Genomic DNA, 16,356 nt, shown 5'->3' with positions numbered 1-16,356 from the left:
GGCAAATATGCTTCTCAATACAGCGGCCGCATATTCTGCACTAGCCGAATTACCGGCTGCTTGGCCAGCCGGGCATCGAGCCGGAGCATTTGCCTAACGAAACCCATTTGGCCCGCAACGATTTTTACCCAACCCCGGCGCGACAAGCAGGAAGCCGGTACCGGCAGACGGTAGCGTCCATTGGAGTCAGTTTCCGCGCCAAGTTTCGTCTTCCAAATCACGAGTACAGCCCCCGCGAACGGATGACCCTGTTCATCGACCACCAGACCAGTCAGGATAGCCGCTGCTGATGCTTCGTCGGGGGTAACCGGGAATGGGCGGCCGGGCGGGGGCTCGTAAGCGGGCACGGTGGCCGGAAGCGGAACCGCTGTCGTCTGGGCCGAGGTGGGCGAGGCGCTCAACAGCCCCAACGACAGCAGACTGGTGGCTAATACGCGGGCAAAAATGCGGGTACCTGATAGTGCGGCGAGCATAGCATAAAGCAGGAGTTGACAGGCGAATCTACCGTCGAAACGGCCGCGTCAGGCGTTGCCACAGGCCGCGGGGCGTGTACCAACGGGAACCATACGTTACTATTACCTCGCCCATAAGCCTGTCGCACGAAGCTTCCAAAACAACCGCTTCAGCTTGATCACTCGGCTTAACAACCGTTTTGAAGCCGATGCTGGAAAATACCAGCCGCGTGTTGTTCGTACCTGCTGCTACTTCCAGCTCGTAGGTACCATCAGATCGGGTTGAAGTGCCGTGCTGGGTGCCCTCCATCAGCACCGTTACGGCCGGCAGGCCCTGGCCGGTGCCGGCATCGGTTACGCGCCCCTGTACCACGCGAACCGGCAGAACAGGTTGGGGGCGTGTGGCTACTATGCCCATCGTTATGACCTGCTGCCTCAGGGTTTGGGGGATGGGTAGTTGAGCCAGCGCCGGCGCGGCAGCTCCCAGTCCTAAAACCGCTAGCGTGGCGGCAGCCCAGCGTTTCGAAACAGGAGCCGCTAAAGTTACCCGCAGCGGCCGGCTTAGCTGCTCCTGCCGAAACCGCCCGCAACTCCGGTCGTTGGCCCGGCTCAGGTAAGCAACGACTTGCGCATCCGTCATCCGGCTGAAATCGACCACCGTTTTGGCGCAGGCGGCGCAGTGGCGGCCCTGGATGGCGGGTGTCATGGCGGCCCAGTTTTCGGCGCAGGGCTGAGGAACGGAAATTTGCAGAGAACGAGACATCGGGCAGCAGTTTAGGGTGAACCTTCACTGACCTGATGCCGTGCCGCGCTGGATTTCACACCCGAAGCCAAGGTTTTTTCAGCGTAACAACTGCACCCTTGGGCAGCAGCTACAGCGGCGGCTTCTGGGGCGGCTCGTGGCCCGCTACTTTGCCCATAATCTGCCCCCGGCCGGGCACCGACTTCAGCCGCACGGTCAGCGGAGCCGGGGCCGGGCTCACTGCTACGCTCAGCGTCTGGGGCTCGAACACGAACGGGCTGCCCGCCACGCGCAGGCTTACCGAACCGTTCTGCACGGGCGCCCACTGCTGCTTCATGGTGAAGCCGAAGTTGCCCTGCTCGTCGGCAACGGCCCCGTAGGGCGTATCGGCAATGAAGATTTCGGCACCCGCCACGGCTAGGCCAGTGGAGTCGTCGAGCACCCGGCCCCGGATAGTTACCTGGCCCTGCGGCGCAGTGGCAAGCTCATCGGCCTGCTCGGTGGCCCCGTTGGCGGCGGCGGCGCTCGATTGGGCATTTTGGCAGGAAGTGAGCAGGGGCTTGAGGCTAAGCAGCGCCAGGCCCGTAAGCAGCCAGCGCCGCCAGCGCGGGCCGGCGGCTACCACGCCCGCCGGCACCGGCGGCGCAAACTGCCCGGCCCGAAACAGGCCGCAGACGGTGCCCACTCCCGGCCGGGCCAGCCAGGCGTGCACCTCGGCTTCGCTCAGGGCCGAAAAATCCACGACCTCGTGCTGGCACTGTCCGCAGAAGCGGCCGGCGGCGGTGGGCGTCATGGTGGCCCAGGGCTGGGGGCAGGGGTTGGGGACGGAGAAGGCAGGCATGGCAGGGAGCTACTGGGGGCGGGAGGTAAGTATAAGGATATTTGCCGGTTACTGACCGGCAGTTACCGGCCAGCAGCAACTGCCCGGCATATTTCTGTATCTTTTGCCCTCTAAACCTGTTCTTCGCTCCGTTGTCAAGCCCTCTACCTCCCTCCCGCCTCAGCGGGCTGTTCCGCCGCAAAACCGTTTCGGACCTCCTCGTTAATCCCCCCGCCGACGCGGATATGCTCGGCCCCAACCCCGGCCAGCACGGCCTGGAACGCCACCTCACCGTCCGCGACCTAACGTCGCTGGGTATTGCGGCCGTAATTGGGGCGGGAATTTTCAGCACCATCGGCAACGCCGCCCACGACGGCGGCCCGGCCGTGTCGCTGCTGTTCGTGTTCACGGCCATTGCCTGCGCGTTTTCGGCCTTGTGCTACGCCCAGTTCGCGGCTACTATTCCGGTGTCGGGCTCGGCCTACACCTATGCCTACGCCTCGTTCGGCGAGCTGACGGCCTGGATTATCGGCTGGGCTCTGATTATGGAATATGCGGTGGGCAACATCGTAGTGGCCATTTCGTGGTCGGATTACTTTACCGGCCTCATGGATGGCGTGGGGCTGCACATTCCCATCTGGCTGACCATGGGCATGCAAAGCGCCCACCGCTACTACAACGAGGTGCTGGCCCTGATGCAGGCCGGCCAGCCGCTCAGCGACGCCACGGCTACGCAGCTGCTCGGCTACAACGCCTGGAACTCGGCCCCCGAACTGCCCGGCGGCCTGCGCCTGGTCGTCGATCTGCCCGCCGGCCTGATTACGCTCGCCATTACGGCACTGGTGTACATCGGCATCAAGGAGTCGAAAAACGCCTCCAACATTCTGGTGGGCCTGAAACTGGTGGTCGTGGCCGTAGTAATTCTGGTGGGCGCCTTTTATATCAAGCCCGAAAACTGGAGTCCGTTTGCGCCTAATGGCATTGGCGGGGTGCTCAAGGGCGTATCGGCCGTGTTCTTCGCCTACATCGGTTTCGATGCCATTTCGACCACCGCCGAGGAGTGCAAAAACCCCCAGCGCGACCTGCCCCGGGCCATGATTTACGCCCTCATCATCTGCACCATTCTGTACGTGATTGTGACGCTGGTGCTCACCGGCATGGTGAATTACAAGGAGTTGGCCGTGGGCGACCCACTGGCCTACGTGTTCAATAAAGTGGGCGTGGAGTGGCTGGGCGGCGTGGTAGCCGTGTCGGCCGTGTTTGCCATGGCCTCGGTGCTGCTCGTGTTCCAGATCGGCCAACCGCGCATTTGGATGACCATGAGCCGCGACGGGCTGCTGCCGCCGGTATTTGCCCGGGTCCACCCCAAGTTCCGAACGCCCTCGTTCAGCACCATCGTGACGGGCTTCTTTGTGGGCGTTCCGGCGCTGCTACTCAACATGGATCTGGTGATTGATTTAACCAGCATCGGCACCCTGTTCGCCTTCGCGCTAGTGTGCGGCGGCATCCTGGTTATCGACCCTTACGGTACCTGCGATGCCCGGTTCAAAGTGCCCTACATCAACGGCCAGTTTCTCGTGCCGCTCATTCTGGCCATTTGCGGCGTGCTGGTGCTGGTGTACAACCAGGACGGCATCCGGGAATTCACCCACGCCATGGGCTCCTACGAGGAGGGCCGCCACTATATTCCGATGCTGGTGTTTTTTGGCTTCTGCCTGGGTTTGTCGTGGCTGTCGTTCCGCAAGCGCCTGAGTTTGCTGCCGACGCTGGGCCTGCTCACCAACCTGTACCTGATGACCCAGCTAGGCCTCAACAACTGGCTGCTGTTTTTCGGCTGGTTGGTTATTGGTCTGGCGCTGTACTTCAACTACGGCTACAAGCACTCCAAGCTGCGCCTGAAGCACGCGTAGGCTTACCCTATTCACTGCTGCTAAGCCGATGTAGGGGCGGGGCTTGCCCCCGCCCGCCGCTCGCACCGTTTCAACGGTTTCGTTCAACGACAATCGGACAACGGCGCGTGGGGGCAGGCCCCGCCCCTACATTGGCTTGGCAGCGGTCGGCCACCTAAACGAGTACCCTGGAGCCTGACTTCGGGGTACTCGTTTGAGTTTCCCGGACCAGGAATTTGGGCTGGCGGGGGAATTCTGACCAGCCCGATGCGTTGTATCTTCGCACATAGTCAACTTTTCCGCCCGATATTTTTACTCATGAATCCACTCTTTTCGCTTTCCCTTCCTATGTTGCCGCTGCTGGCCGGCCTCGGCCTGGCCGGTGCCACGTTCTCGGGGGCCCAGGCCCAACCCACGGCGACGGCCAAAACTGTTGCCGGCCGGCCCGCTACCATGCCGCTGCTCCAGCCCTGGAGCGGCCCCCACGGTGGTATTCCGCCTTTTGATAAGGTGAAAGTGGCCGATTTCAAGCCGGCGCTGGAAGCGGCTATGGCTGAGAATATGGCCGAAATCAATGCCATTGCCAGCAACCCCGCCGCCCCTACTTTCGAGAACACCATTGCGGCCATGGAGCGCAGCGGCGGCACCCTCGACCGAGTCGGGACGGTGTACGGCATCTGGGGCACCTCGCTCAACGACGCCAAATTTGCTACCGTGCAGGCCGAAATGGCCCCCAAAATGGCTGCCTTCAGCGACCAGATAACCCAGAACGCAGCCCTGTTCAAGCGCATTGAGGCCGTGTACAACTCGATGGCGGCCAGCAACCTCACGGCCGAGCAGCAGCGCCTGACGGAGGTGCGCTACAAGGCCTTTGTGCGGGCCGGCGCCAAGCTCGATGCCCCGGCCAAGGCCCGGCTTTCGCAGATAAATCAGCAGTTGGCCGGCCTGTTCAACAACTTCGCCCAGAACGTGCTGGCCGATGAGTCGGACCTGACTTTGGTGCTCAAAACCGAGCAGGAAATGAGCGGGCTGCCCACCTCGCTGCGCGACGGAGCCAAAGCCGCCGCCGATTCGCGCAAAGTGGCCGCCGCGGGCGTCATCACCAACACCCGCTCCAGCGTCGACCCGTTCCTGACTTACTCCGACCAGCGCCCGCTGCGCGAGAAGGCCTGGCGCATGTTCACCAACCGCGGCGACAACGGCGGGGCCCACGACAACAACGCCAACATCACCCAGATTCTGCAGCTGCGGGCCGAGCGCGCCAAGCTGCTGGGCTACAAAACCCACGCCCACCTGCGCCTCGATAACACCATGGCCAAAACGCCCGAAGCCGCCATGGAGCTCATGGAGCAGGTCTGGACGCCGGCCGTAGCCCGCGTGCACGAGGAAGTGGCCGATATGCAGGCGCTGGCTATAAAGGAAGGCGCGCCGGCCGATTTCAAGATTGAGCCCTGGGACTATGCCTACTACGCCGAGAAGGTGCGTAAGGAGCGCTACGACCTCGACCAGAACGAGGTAAAGCAGTACCTGCAGCTCGAAAAGATGCGCGAGGGCATGTTCTGGATGGCCGGCGAGCTGTTCAACTTCAGCTTTGCCCCCGTGACCGACGTGCCCGTGTTCCACCCCGACGTGCGGGTGTGGCAGGTGAACGACAAAACCACCGGCAAGCAGGTGGGCCTGTGGTATTTCGACCCCTACGCCCGGCCGGGCAAAAAATCGGGGGCCTGGATGAACGCCTACCGCAATCAGGAACGCATGGACGGTAAGGACATCACCACCATCGTGTCCAACAACTCCAACTTCGTGAAGGGCAAGCCCGGCGAGCCGGTGCTCATTTCGTGGTCGGATGCCACCACGCTGTTCCACGAGTTCGGCCACGCCCTGCACGGGCTGTCAAGCAACGTGACCTACCCCGGCCTGGCGGGCACCAGCGTGGTGCGCGACTACGTAGAATTCCCCTCGCAGGTGCTCGAAAACTGGCTGCCGACGCCCGAGGTGCTCAACCGTTTCGCTTTGCACTACCAGACTGGCAAGCCCATCCCGCAGGCCCTGGTCGACCGCATCAACAAGGCCAGTACGTTCAACGAGGGCTTCGCCACCACCGAGTTTCTGGCCAGCGCCCTGATTGATATGAAGCTGCACCTGGCCGGCGACCAGAAAATCGACCCCGACAAGTTCGAGCGCGAAACGCTGGCCCAGCTGGGCATGCCCTCCGAGCTGGTGATGCGCCACCGCACGCCCCAGTTCAACCACGTTTTCGCCTCCGACGGCTACTCGGCCGGCTACTACTCCTACCTGTGGTCGGTGGTGCTGGCGGCCGATGCGTTCAGCGCCTTCACCGAGGGCAGCGGCGCCTATGATAAAGCCGTGGGCGAGCGGCTACGCCAGAACGTGTTCACGGTGGGCAACACCGTTGACCCGGCCGCTGGCTACCGCGCCTTCCGCGGCCGCGACCCCAAAATCGATGCTCTGATGAAGCAGCGGGGCTTTCCGATGACCAGCACGGCCGCCGCAACCCCGGCCCCGACGCCCATGGCAAACGAAACCCAGGAGCTCAAGGACACTAAAACCAAAGTGAAAATCAAGAAGGGCAAGCGCAAGTAGCCCCGTTGGCCCAACGAAAGCCCTGGCGGCATTCTGCGTTCAGCTGGCACGCAAAAGGCCCCGCGACGATTGTCGCGGGGCCTTTTGCGTAAGCGGTAGCCGCCAGGGTTTACTGCAAATCGAAGCGCAGGCCCAGGTAGCCGAGGCGGCCGATCTGGGGGCCGCCGTACACCTGCGTATTGTTGGCGTCGAAGGCGTTGGAAATACCGGCCTGGAATGTGGTGCCCCACTTCGGCACCAGGTAGCCCAGGTAGGCGTCGGTGGTGCTGTAGTCGCGGATGTTGCCCACGGCGAAGGGCATTTCCTGCAAGTGGCCCTGTACCCAGCGGTAGTTCACCGAGTAGCTCAGGTTGCTGAGCTGGCCGTTTATGCCCACGTTGTACTTGTGCTTGGGCGTGTTGAAGAACGTCTGGAAACCCTCCGGCAAGTTGCTCTTGTCGATGACGTTGAGCGAGTAGTTGCCGGTCAGGTTGAAGCCCCGGTGGAAATAATAGGTCAGGCCGGCCGTAACCCCCTGCGTTTTCACTTCGCGGGTGTTGTTGACGTAGGTGTAGAGCGCCCGGGTCTTCTGGCTCTGGTCGGAGTAGGCAATGGGGTAGCCAACGCTCAGCTGCTGCGCGGTCGGGCGGCTGCCGTCGGTGTTGCCCACAAACAGTTGCGCGCCAATGAAGCCATCGTAGCGGCTGCGGAAGTAGCTCACGTCGGCGTACAGGTTGGCAATCAGGGCCCCTTTGTAGCCCACTTCCACTGTTTTCACCTGCTCCAGATCCAGCGGCGCGGCATTGTACTCATAGGTTTGTAGCACGGCGGGGTTTGCCAGGCCGGCGCCCAGGGTTTGGGGCGAAGCGAACAGGGAGGTGTTGTAGCCCTGGAAGCCGTTGCCCACGTTGCCCAGCAGCAGGCCGGTGCGGATGTCGTTGTACAGGTACTGCTCCAGCTGCGAAGGCGAGCGGAACGCCTGGCCATAGCTTGCCCGGAAGTTGTGCTGCTTGTTTTCGCCCAGCGAGTACACGGCCGAAACGCGCGGCGAGAAGGCTGCATCGAAATTCTTGAAATTGTCGAGGCGGCCGGCCAGGGCCAGCTTCAGCCGTTCCTCAAACACGGTCTGGGTTAGCTGGGCATAGGCGCCGTACTCGTAGTTGACGATGCGCTTGCCATCGAAGTCGGAAAACAGCAGGCCATCCGAGCCCAGGCGGTACTGGCGGTAGGCGCCCCCCACAATCAGGTTGGTGCCAGTCTGGTCGAACGTGAACAGCCGCTGTGCGCTCACATCATGCAGGAAAGACTTGAAGTACTGCTGCGCCCCAACGCCGGGCACCCGGCTCTCGGTAATCCGGTCGCGGAGCACACCAAAGCGCGGGTCCGATGGGCTTAGCTGGGTAGCATTGGCGGCCGCCTGGGCCGTGGCCAGCGCGGCGTCGGGCAGTTGGCCGGCCCGGCGGGCCAGGGTGTAGGCATTGTTGTAGGTGGCGTAAAACAGCTGCTGGAAGCTCACGTTGCCCCCTTCGGTGGTGGGCGACTGTTGCAGCAGCGTGCCCAGCTGGTTGAATTCGTACGATTTACCCGAGAAATCCTGCGTGGTGTAGGCGCGCACAAAGCCTTTGCTGCTCTTCAGCTCGACCCGGTACTGGTTGGAGCCCAGCCCATTCGTCCGGAACCGGCTCAGGTTCTGGTAGGTGGTAGTGCCTTCGGCGTGTTTCACCTCCGCCGTCAGTTTCAAATCATCGCGCAGCAGATACGACAGCGCGCCCTGCACGCGGTACGACGAGGTGCGGTTGTCGTCGGCCGTTAGCTCCTGCTCGGTGAAGCCGGGCAGGTAGGCCGTTTTGCCATACAGCTCCGGGTTGGTGCCGCCGGGCAGCTGCTGGAAGGGAGTAAAGGCGTAACCGTTCTCCCCGTAGCGGTTCACGGCATTGTAGCCCAGGCTCGAACCGGCCGGATTGACGGAGCTGCGGGTAGGCTCGTAGTTCCGGGCCACCCAGTCGTTGGCCCGGAAGGCACTGGCGTTGATTTTGAAAGCGAGCTTGTCGGTAATCTTTTTGGCGTAGCGCACCTGGCCGTCCAGCAGGTTACGCTCCCCGCCGCGCAGGCGTACGCTCAGGCCCTCGTACACGAAGGGGTCTTTCGAGTTGAACAGGATAACCCCGCTCAGGGCGTTGGCGCCGTATAGCGCCGAGGCCGGACCGTGGATGATTTCGATGCTCTCCATGTCCAGCTCCGGAATGCCGACCAGATTGCCGGGGCTCAGGTTGAGCGAGGGCAGCTGGGTGTCCATGTAATCGACGAGCTGCACCACGCGCTCCGATTTGGCGGTGCTGAAGCCCCGGGTGCTCACACTGGTGAACAGCATGGAAGCCGAGCTTACGTCGATGCCCTTGAGCTGCCCCAGGCCGCTGAGGATTTCCGGCGTTGTGATGCGCTCAATCTGCCGGGTCGAAAGCTTATCGATGGTAACCGGGGCGCGCAGGATGTTTTCCTCGATGCGCGAAGCCGACACCACGGTTTCGTTCAGCAGCGTGGCGCTGGGCGTGAGGCCTACATTGATGGCCTGCTCGGGGGCCGGCAGCTGCAGCTCGCGGGTATCAAACCCCACATAGGAGAAAACCAGCGTTACCGGGCCGTTTTCGAAATTAGCATTCAGCCGGAAACTGCCCTGCTGGTCGGTGCTGGTGCCGATAAAGGTGCCCTTGATAAAGACGGTAGCTCCTGGCAGGGGCTCCCCTTTATCGGTGAGAACCTTGCCAGACAAAGTGGCATCGGCCAGATCCGGAGCAAGGTGGTTGCTAATAACTGCAGTGGTTGTTGCGGCGGGGAGTGCAGTAGCCGATGCCAGTTGCGGCAACAGGACCGTGGTAACCAGCAAGGAGGGGTAATAAGACTTCATGAAAGTGGCAATGCCAAAAAGGCGTGTGTAATGGGGCCGCAAACGTAGTAGGTGGCTATATACAGATACCGTAATTTTCGATGAACACGGCCTAAAAGCGGGTGAAGCTCGACTTAAGTGGAATTCGACAGTTGTTCCCGCCCTTCGCTTTTACTGACATAGTAATCCAGGCCGGAGAAATCGGTTGGGAACCTTAAACCGAATAATTGTGGAAAATGCAGGCCTGCCAACGACAAGCAAAGACACGGCCGGCCAGTAGCGGCAGTCGGGCAAAACCTGGCCGCAGACGTACCGAGCCAGATGAATACGGCCTTGGTAGCGGCGCTTGGCTTTCGGTTAGCGAAGCCTGGCAGTACCGCTAGTGCATCCTGTGGGCGAAGGCGCCGTAAGGGTATCCATGCTGAAGCTTTCCAACCCCGAACTGGCCTTTGTGCTGGGCCGCCTACTGCTGGGCGTTAATTTTTTGATGCACTTGCTGGTGCGCCTGCCCAAGCTGGCCGGCTTCCGGGCGGGCTTAGTAAAGCAGTTCGCGGCTACGCCGTTGCCCGCGCCGCTGGTAAATGCCTTCGCCTCGGTGCTGCCCTTCGTGGAGGGTGGTATTGGCCTGCTGCTGCTGCTGGGCCTGTTTACGCGCCCGATGCTAGTAGCCGCTATGCTGGTAATGATGAGCTTGATTGTGGGTAGCAGCCTGCTCGAAGAATGGGCCATCGTGGGCTCGCAGATGCTCTACGGCCTGTTCATTTTCGCCCTGATTCTGTATTGCCAGCACAACCGCCTGTGCTTCGACCGGCGGCCCAGCCCACTGGCGCCAGCGTAGCGGCACGAAATAGTCCGCCGCGATACTGGCGGCGGTCCATGCATAGCAGGCCAATTTACGCGCAGCACTCTATTTACTTTATTGCCTACAAACCTGTTACGCTAGCCGTGGCTGACGACGAAACTATCCTACTGACGTTGCGCCTGGCCGGCTCTGTGCCTGCCCGGGCCGGCCGCGAGCTGCAGGTGAAGCGCGTAGCCGCCCAGGCGGCCGCCCGCACCGCCCCCGACCCCACCGCCGCCAGCCGCCGGGCCGAAAAGCAGTTCTTCGCCGCCTTCGATGCGTTGCTCGATGCCCATTCGGTAGGACCCGATTATCTGGGCCGCGAAAAATTGGCCGAGTTGGTGGCCGGCGAGCTACTGATGCAGGAAGAGCAGGGCCTGCGGGTGCCCGGCTTCGTGCTACTGCCGGGCCATCTGCACGCCGTGCTGGTACTGCCGGCCACCGCAGGTCTTTCGCTCTACAAAACCATCGAGTTGCTCATGCAACGCACCGCCGCCCAGGCCCGCCGCCTGTTGCGCGGCCAGCTCCCGCCCGAAGCCGACTTTTGGCATCCCGGCTCCCACGAATTACCCATTCAGGATGAAGCGGAACAGCAACGCGTACTGACCTATCTGGCCGCCCACCCGGCCCGTTTGGGCCTGCCCGCCCGATTCCACGAGTGGCCGTATGTGCATGGATAAACGAGAGAAATACCATAGTATTGAGCTACTCTATCAGGCTCATTAGATTACTCATGAAATATACCCGCTTGCTGATTCTATGCTTACTGTGGAGCAGTTGTGTCCGGCATACTCCGGAAAGCCCCTGGCAAACTATCGTCATCGATAAGCAGCTTACCGTGCAATTGCCCGCCCAACCGCAGGAAATGGATGTACCGGGAACTATGGCCGCTGCGGATCCAGCACGCAAGCAGGATGCTATGGTGCAAAACAGCCAGGCATATGTGCTACGTGATACGAATGCGGTGTACGTAGTGATTAGAATTCCACTGGCGGAAGAGCCCACATTGGCCCCCACATTTGAGGCGCGCAAAAGCTATTATACCGGCCGGGCTATTCCGCTGATGCTTGGCAAGGATTACCCTAACCTGCTGGAACAGTCCGTAACAGAACAGGATGGCGTTGATATAATTACCGTGAAATACAAGATGATAAGTGCTGAGGGAGCATTAGTAATCAAATACATTCGCAACCTCACAGTTAGGAAAACGGTGTATCAACTGCACTTTCTGCCATTACGCCAGTCCGGAGACTTCGAAGAGGCAGAACGACTACAGTTTTTTAATTCTATTCAAGTACAACAATCGTCTGCTGACTAGAATCACTTCGCCCGGTGGATGATGGCCACGCTGACCAGAATAATAACCATGCCCAGCAGATGCCACAGATTGAATTGCTCCCCATCGAGCAGGCCCCAGCCCAGGGCTACTACCGGGATGAGGTAGGTGTTGGAGGCCGCAAACAGGGCCGTGGAGGTTTGGATGAGCCGGTTGAACAGCACCATGGCCACGGCCGTGCTCATGGTGGCCAGCAGGGCAATGTAGCCGAAGGCCGGCCAGGCCCCGGGCACGGTGGCCAGCTTGCCCAGGAAATCGGTACCCAGCAGCAGGAACGCCAGCGCCGGCCCCCCAATAAAGAGTAACAGCAGCCCCGTTACGGCCAGCGCCGGGATGTCGCTCAGGTGGCGCTTAATCACGTTCACACTCACGCCGTAGCCCAGCGTAGCGGCTACAATGAACAGGCCGTACCAGGCGTTGCCGGCTCCACCGGCCGGGGCGGTGCCGGCCGCCGCGCTGCCACCCAGCAGCATCAGCACCAGCGTACCCACCAGGCCCAGCGCAATACCCAGCACCCGCAGCCCGGTGAGCTTCTGCCCGAAAAAAGCCGCCCCTATCACCAGCGTAAACACCGCCGTGAGGGCGTTGAGCACGCCCGCCAGGCCCGAGGCCAGCCGGGTTTCGGCGTAGGCAAACAGGAAGGCCGGCAGCAGCGTGCCTACCACGCCGCTCAGCAGCAGCCACTTAAACTTCTCGCGGTTTACGCGGCCTACGTGGCGCAGCGCAAACGGCAGCAGCAGCAACGCCGCCACGCTCACCCGCGTGGCGCCTAGCTCCAGGGCCGAAAACACCACCAGCCCCTTCTTCATCAGAATAAACGAGGTACCCCAGATGCCCGCCAGCACCAGCAGCAGCACCCAGGCCGTAGTGGTAGGCGCCGGCGGCGGGGCCGGAGCGGCAAGCGGAACGGCAGAAACAGACGAAGAATTAATGGGAGCAGACACAGCGGAGCAGCATAACGGAAGCAAGGCCGGAATACAGCCGACTTCCGCAAAGGTAGCTGCACTGGCCTCGGAACGTACCAGAATCTGGTACCCGCCGCCCGCTCGCCACCTCGTGCCTACCCTACGGCGCCGTGAGCACGAGGCGCTGGGTTTGCGTCTGGCCCTGGGCGGTGCTGGTGAGCACGTACAGGCCGGGCCGGCAGCCGCTAAGGTCGAGGGCCGTGGCGCCGGCGGGCAACGTAAGTTCGCGCTGCTGGCGGCCCAGCGCGTCGGTGAGCGTGAGGTGGCGCGGGTGGGTGGCGGGGGCTAGCCGGAACTGGCCGGTGCCGGGGTTGGGGTAGGCCAGCGCCGCCGCCTGGGGCCGGGCGTTGGTGCTGCCCAGTACCAGCGAACTGGTCCGGTAGAGTTTGGCCGTGGTGTATTCACCCGCCCAGGCCCGGGTGGCGGAACTAGCGGCCATCGACGCGAACAGCACATCCTTGTCCAGTGTCCGCCAGCTCAGTCCTCCATCCACCGATAGGGCGGTTCCGTACGCGGCGGGTTCCGGGTTGATGGTGTTTACGAATCCGAACGACAGATACGTGTTGGTGCCCGGCACCGCGACTATTCCCCCGGCGTAATGCAAAGCCCCGGTCGGGGCGATAGGGGTCCAGGTTTTGCCGCCGTCGGTGGTGGTCAGCAACTCCCTTTTATCCGTCAGCAGCAGACCACTTGTAGCGTTGCTGAAGGCCAACGACCGGGCCGCGCCGGTAGTGGGCAGCGTAGCAGTTTGCCAGATTTGGCCCTGGTCGTGGGTGAACAACAGCTGCCGCCCACTCGTGGGCACCCACAACGAGTTGCCTAGCTGACACAGGTTGGCCGTGCTCCCACTCACGTCGTTGGCCAGGCGCGGAGGTGGCAGCGCCACGGCCGTCCAGCTCGCGCCGCCGTTGGTGGTGCGGTACAGCGGCCAGGTGGTGGCGGTGCCGGGGTCGCCCACTATTACCCCGTTTTCGTTGCTGAAGAACCGGATCAGCCGAGCATCCTGCGGAGGAGCCGTAGGCAGCGGAGCCAGCGCTGCCGGACCCGTAGCCGTGTACAGCAACTGGATTGCCTTCGAGCCGGCATCAAAGTTCAGCGCCCAGCTGTGCAGGCCATCGGTGGTGCAGGCATCGCGCAGGCTGGCCGGAAAGCGCCGGTTCTGCCAGGTCTGGCCATCGTCGGGCGAGAAAATAATCTGGTGGTTGCTGTTCGTGTCGCTACCCGGCCCCGACTGCGCCCGAAAACCCCAGACACTGGTAGGGCCGGGCAACGTCAGCCGGCTATAAATCACAAAGCCCCCCGAATAAGCCGGGTACTGCTGATCCACCCAGGGGCCTTGGGCAGCAGCAAATTGGAGCGGTAGCAGCAGCGTAGCGCCAACGGCCAGCAGGGTGCGTAACAGCTTGGAAGATTTCGTCATAGCCCGCAAAAGGTAAGGCAGAAACCGACTAAAATCAAACTGCATAGCTGGCCGATGAGCCGGGCATTTGCCAGGCGCACCGCCCACCTTGCGCCCTCTTCATTAATGGGCAAATGCCTACCCCACCAGCATCGGCTCGGCGGCGGTTATTTCATCCAGAATGTGGTGGATTTCCAGCGGGTCGTTGGTATCCACGAGGCGGCTGCGCCACTGGCGGGCGCCTTCGAGGCCGCGGAAGTACTGGGCGTAGTGGCGGCGCATTTCGAACACGCCGGCGCGGGGGCCTTTCCACTCCAGGCTCTTCTCGAAGTGCATGCGGCAGGCTTGCACGCGCTCCTCCACGGTGGGCGGGGCCAGCAGCTCGCCGGTGGCCACGTAGTGCTTTACCTCCCGGAAAATCCAAGGGTAGCCGATGGCGGCCCGGCCAATCATGATGCCATCCACGCCGTAGCGGTTCTTGTACTCCACCGCTTTCTGGGCCGAGTCGATGTCGCCGTTGCCGAAGATGGGGATTTTGATGCGCGGGTTGTTCTTGATGGCCGCAATCAGCCGCCAGTCGGCCTCGCCCTTGTACATCTGCACGCGGGTGCGGCCGTGCACCGTGAGGGCCTCGATGCCCACGTCCTGGAGGCGCTCGGCCACTTCCTCCACGTTTTTGGTGTCCTCATCCCAACCCAGGCGGGTTTTCACGGTTACCGGCAAATGAGTGGCCCGCACCACGGCGGCCGTCATTTCCACCATTTTCGGAATGTCGCGCAGCAGGGCGGCCCCGGCGCCCCGGCAGGCCACCTGCTTCACGGGGCAGCCGTAGTTGATGTCGATCAGGTCGGGGCCGGCCTCGGTACTGAGGCGGGCGCACTCGCCCATGGTAGCCACATCGGAGCCGAAGAGCTGGATGCCGATGGGCCGCTCGTAGTCGAACACGTCGAGCTTCTGGCGGCTTTTGGCAGCGGCCCGAATCAGACCTTCCGACGAAATGAACTCGGTGTACATCAAATCGGCCCCACCCTGCTTGCACACGGCCCTGAACGGCGGGTCCGACACGTCCTCCATGGGCGCGAGCAAAAGCGGGAAATCGGGCAGGGCAATGTTGCGGATATGAACCATGAAATAGCAGCTGTTAGCTTGGAGCGGCGGGCTGTTAGCTTGTGATTGAGGACGAAAGAGGAAAACCAGAGCGGGCCGGCTGACGCCACCTCTGGTATTTTGCGCAAATTTACGATTAGTTAGGGGCCAACGCCCCTGGTCTTCTCAAACTCCAACCCTGCCCCTACCATGAAAGGTTTCGTTTCGAGCCGGCTGCACCCGCTGGCCAACCTGGCACTGCTGCTGGTGCTGCTGGTGGCCACTGCCTGCCTGAGCATGCTGCTGATTGCCATTGCCAGCAACCTGCTGTATGGCGTGGGCCTCATGGCGCTCGGCAACGTGCAGCAGCAGCCCAGCAACTACGCCAACGGCTGGGAAATTTCGATGCTCAGCCAGGGCCTGCTGCTGCTCGGCGGCTTCGGGGGGGCCGCCGTGGCGCTGGCCAAGCTCACGGGCTACGAGCTGCCCGACTACTTTGCCCCCCGCCGCTGGGTACCGCTGGGCTGGCTGCTGCTGGCGGGCGTACTGATTGTGGCCAGCCTGCCGGCCATGTCGGTGCTCATTGCCTGGAACGCCAAGCTGCACCTACCCGCGGCCCTGGCCCACTGGGAGGAGCTGGCCCGCCAAGCCGAAGAAACTGCCCAGAGTACCATCAAATACCTGACTAACTTCTCGTCGCCGGCCCGCTTTGTGGCGGCGCTGCTCGTTATTGGGGTGGTGCCAGCCGTTAGCGAGGAGCTGTTTTTCCGGGGTGTTATTCAGCGCAACCTCGTGCAGTGGAGCGGCTCCCGGCACGTGGGCATCTGGCTGGCGGCGGCCATTTTCAGCGCCATCCACTTCCAGTTTCTGGGCTTTTTTCCACGTTTCGTGCTGGGGCTGTTGCTGGGCTATCTATATGAGTGGAGCGGCAATATTCTGGTGCCCATGGCGGCCCACTTTGCCCAGAACGCCTTTCAGCTGGTGCTGCTCTACGCCCGGCAGCGCGAGTGGTCGGCCACCGATTTCGACCCCGACTCGACCGAAGCGCTGCCCTGGTACTGGGTGCTGGCCTCGGTACTGGTGTGCGCCGGGTTGCTCTGGTACCTCTACCAGCGCATGCAGCGTCCCTTCGACGATGGGCCACCCACCCAAATGCACACGCTGGGCCGCCGCGGCGTGGCCGTGCACACCGCCGATGCCCCGGTTCCGCCCGGCCGCACCCTCAGCCACGACGGCATCGACACGACGAGAGCGTAGCCTTTCTAAGCCGTCAGCCAGCACCTGTTGGCAGCTCGCTCGCGGGCCCAGATTCTACTTGCCGGTGCCGAGAGTCCACTTTCGGATTTTGTGCGGAAATTG

General features: G+C 62.3%; 13 protein-coding genes. 6 read left to right on the top strand and 7 right to left on the bottom strand.

From position 1 onward, the window contains the following. Positions 1-14: 14 nt before the first annotated feature. From BLW21_RS11590 to BLW21_RS11580, 3 genes are all read right to left on the bottom strand, one after another. Positions 15-473, bottom strand: a complete 459-nt coding sequence (locus BLW21_RS11590; RefSeq protein WP_092740171.1) for a peptidase associated/transthyretin-like domain-containing protein — start codon at positions 471-473, stop codon at positions 15-17. Positions 474-501: 28 nt separating this feature from the next. Then, positions 502-1,215: a carboxypeptidase-like regulatory domain-containing protein gene (locus BLW21_RS21855; RefSeq protein ID WP_245711877.1), complete on the bottom strand. Its 714-nt coding sequence runs from the start codon at positions 1,213-1,215 to the stop codon at positions 502-504. A gap of 109 nt (positions 1,216-1,324) precedes the next feature. After that, positions 1,325-2,035, bottom strand: coding sequence for a peptidase associated/transthyretin-like domain-containing protein (locus BLW21_RS11580; protein ID WP_092740169.1), 711 nt, complete (start codon positions 2,033-2,035; stop codon positions 1,325-1,327). Between the two features lie 224 nt (positions 2,036-2,259). Here BLW21_RS11580 and BLW21_RS11575 point away from each other — a divergent pair, with 224 nt between their 5' ends. Next, positions 2,260-3,924 (top strand): amino acid permease, encoded by a 1,665-nt coding sequence (locus BLW21_RS11575; protein WP_245711889.1) that lies wholly within the window; start codon positions 2,260-2,262, stop codon positions 3,922-3,924. 297 nt (positions 3,925-4,221) lie between these two features. Continuing rightward, entirely contained in the window at positions 4,222-6,507 is a 2,286-nt protein-coding gene (locus tag BLW21_RS11570) for a M3 family metallopeptidase (RefSeq protein ID WP_245711876.1), read from the top strand. 109 nt (positions 6,508-6,616) lie between these two features. Here BLW21_RS11570 and BLW21_RS11565 read toward each other — a convergent pair whose 3' ends face one another. Next, complete coding sequence (locus BLW21_RS11565) at positions 6,617-9,256, bottom strand: TonB-dependent receptor (RefSeq protein ID WP_175470944.1); 2,640 nt, start codon at positions 9,254-9,256, stop codon at positions 6,617-6,619. Positions 9,257-9,788: 532 nt separating this feature from the next. On the opposite strand from BLW21_RS11565, the gene BLW21_RS11560 reads away from it, so the two are divergent. From BLW21_RS11560 to BLW21_RS11550, 3 genes are all read left to right on the top strand, one after another. Next, a complete protein-coding gene (locus BLW21_RS11560; protein ID WP_092740163.1) occupies positions 9,789-10,208 on the top strand; it encodes a DoxX family membrane protein in 420 nt (139 codons plus the stop codon). 107 nt (positions 10,209-10,315) lie between these two features. Beyond that, entirely contained in the window at positions 10,316-10,891 is a 576-nt protein-coding gene (locus tag BLW21_RS11555; RefSeq protein ID WP_139255188.1) for a hypothetical protein, read from the top strand. Between the two features lie 53 nt (positions 10,892-10,944). Then, complete coding sequence (locus BLW21_RS11550; RefSeq protein ID WP_092740159.1) at positions 10,945-11,529, top strand: hypothetical protein; 585 nt, start codon at positions 10,945-10,947, stop codon at positions 11,527-11,529. Positions 11,530-11,531: 2 nt separating this feature from the next. On the opposite strand, the gene BLW21_RS11545 is transcribed toward BLW21_RS11550, so the two are convergent. The 3 genes from BLW21_RS11545 to dusB form a co-directional block, all read right to left on the bottom strand. Next, positions 11,532-12,491: a DMT family transporter gene (locus BLW21_RS11545; protein ID WP_245711875.1), complete on the bottom strand. Its 960-nt coding sequence runs from the start codon at positions 12,489-12,491 to the stop codon at positions 11,532-11,534. Between the two features lie 121 nt (positions 12,492-12,612). After that, the gene (locus BLW21_RS11540) at positions 12,613-13,932 is read right to left on the bottom strand and encodes a T9SS type A sorting domain-containing protein (RefSeq protein ID WP_175470943.1); all 1,320 of its coding nucleotides are present in this window, start codon (positions 13,930-13,932) and stop codon (positions 12,613-12,615) included. A 117-nt stretch (positions 13,933-14,049) separates the two neighbouring features. Further along, a complete protein-coding gene (gene dusB, locus BLW21_RS11535) occupies positions 14,050-15,039 on the bottom strand; it encodes a tRNA dihydrouridine synthase DusB (RefSeq protein ID WP_092740155.1) in 990 nt (329 codons plus the stop codon). A 168-nt stretch (positions 15,040-15,207) separates the two neighbouring features. Between dusB and BLW21_RS11530 the strand changes: the two genes are divergently transcribed. Then, positions 15,208-16,254: a CPBP family intramembrane glutamic endopeptidase gene (locus BLW21_RS11530; RefSeq protein WP_092740153.1), complete on the top strand. Its 1,047-nt coding sequence runs from the start codon at positions 15,208-15,210 to the stop codon at positions 16,252-16,254. Positions 16,255-16,356 lie beyond the last annotated feature (102 nt).

Source organism: Hymenobacter psychrophilus (assembly GCF_900107135.1).
Lineage (GTDB): Bacteria > Bacteroidota > Bacteroidia > Cytophagales > Hymenobacteraceae > Hymenobacter > Hymenobacter psychrophilus.
The sequence above is the reverse complement of the archived record's forward strand: the minus strand, read 5'-3'. Positions and strand labels throughout refer to the sequence as shown.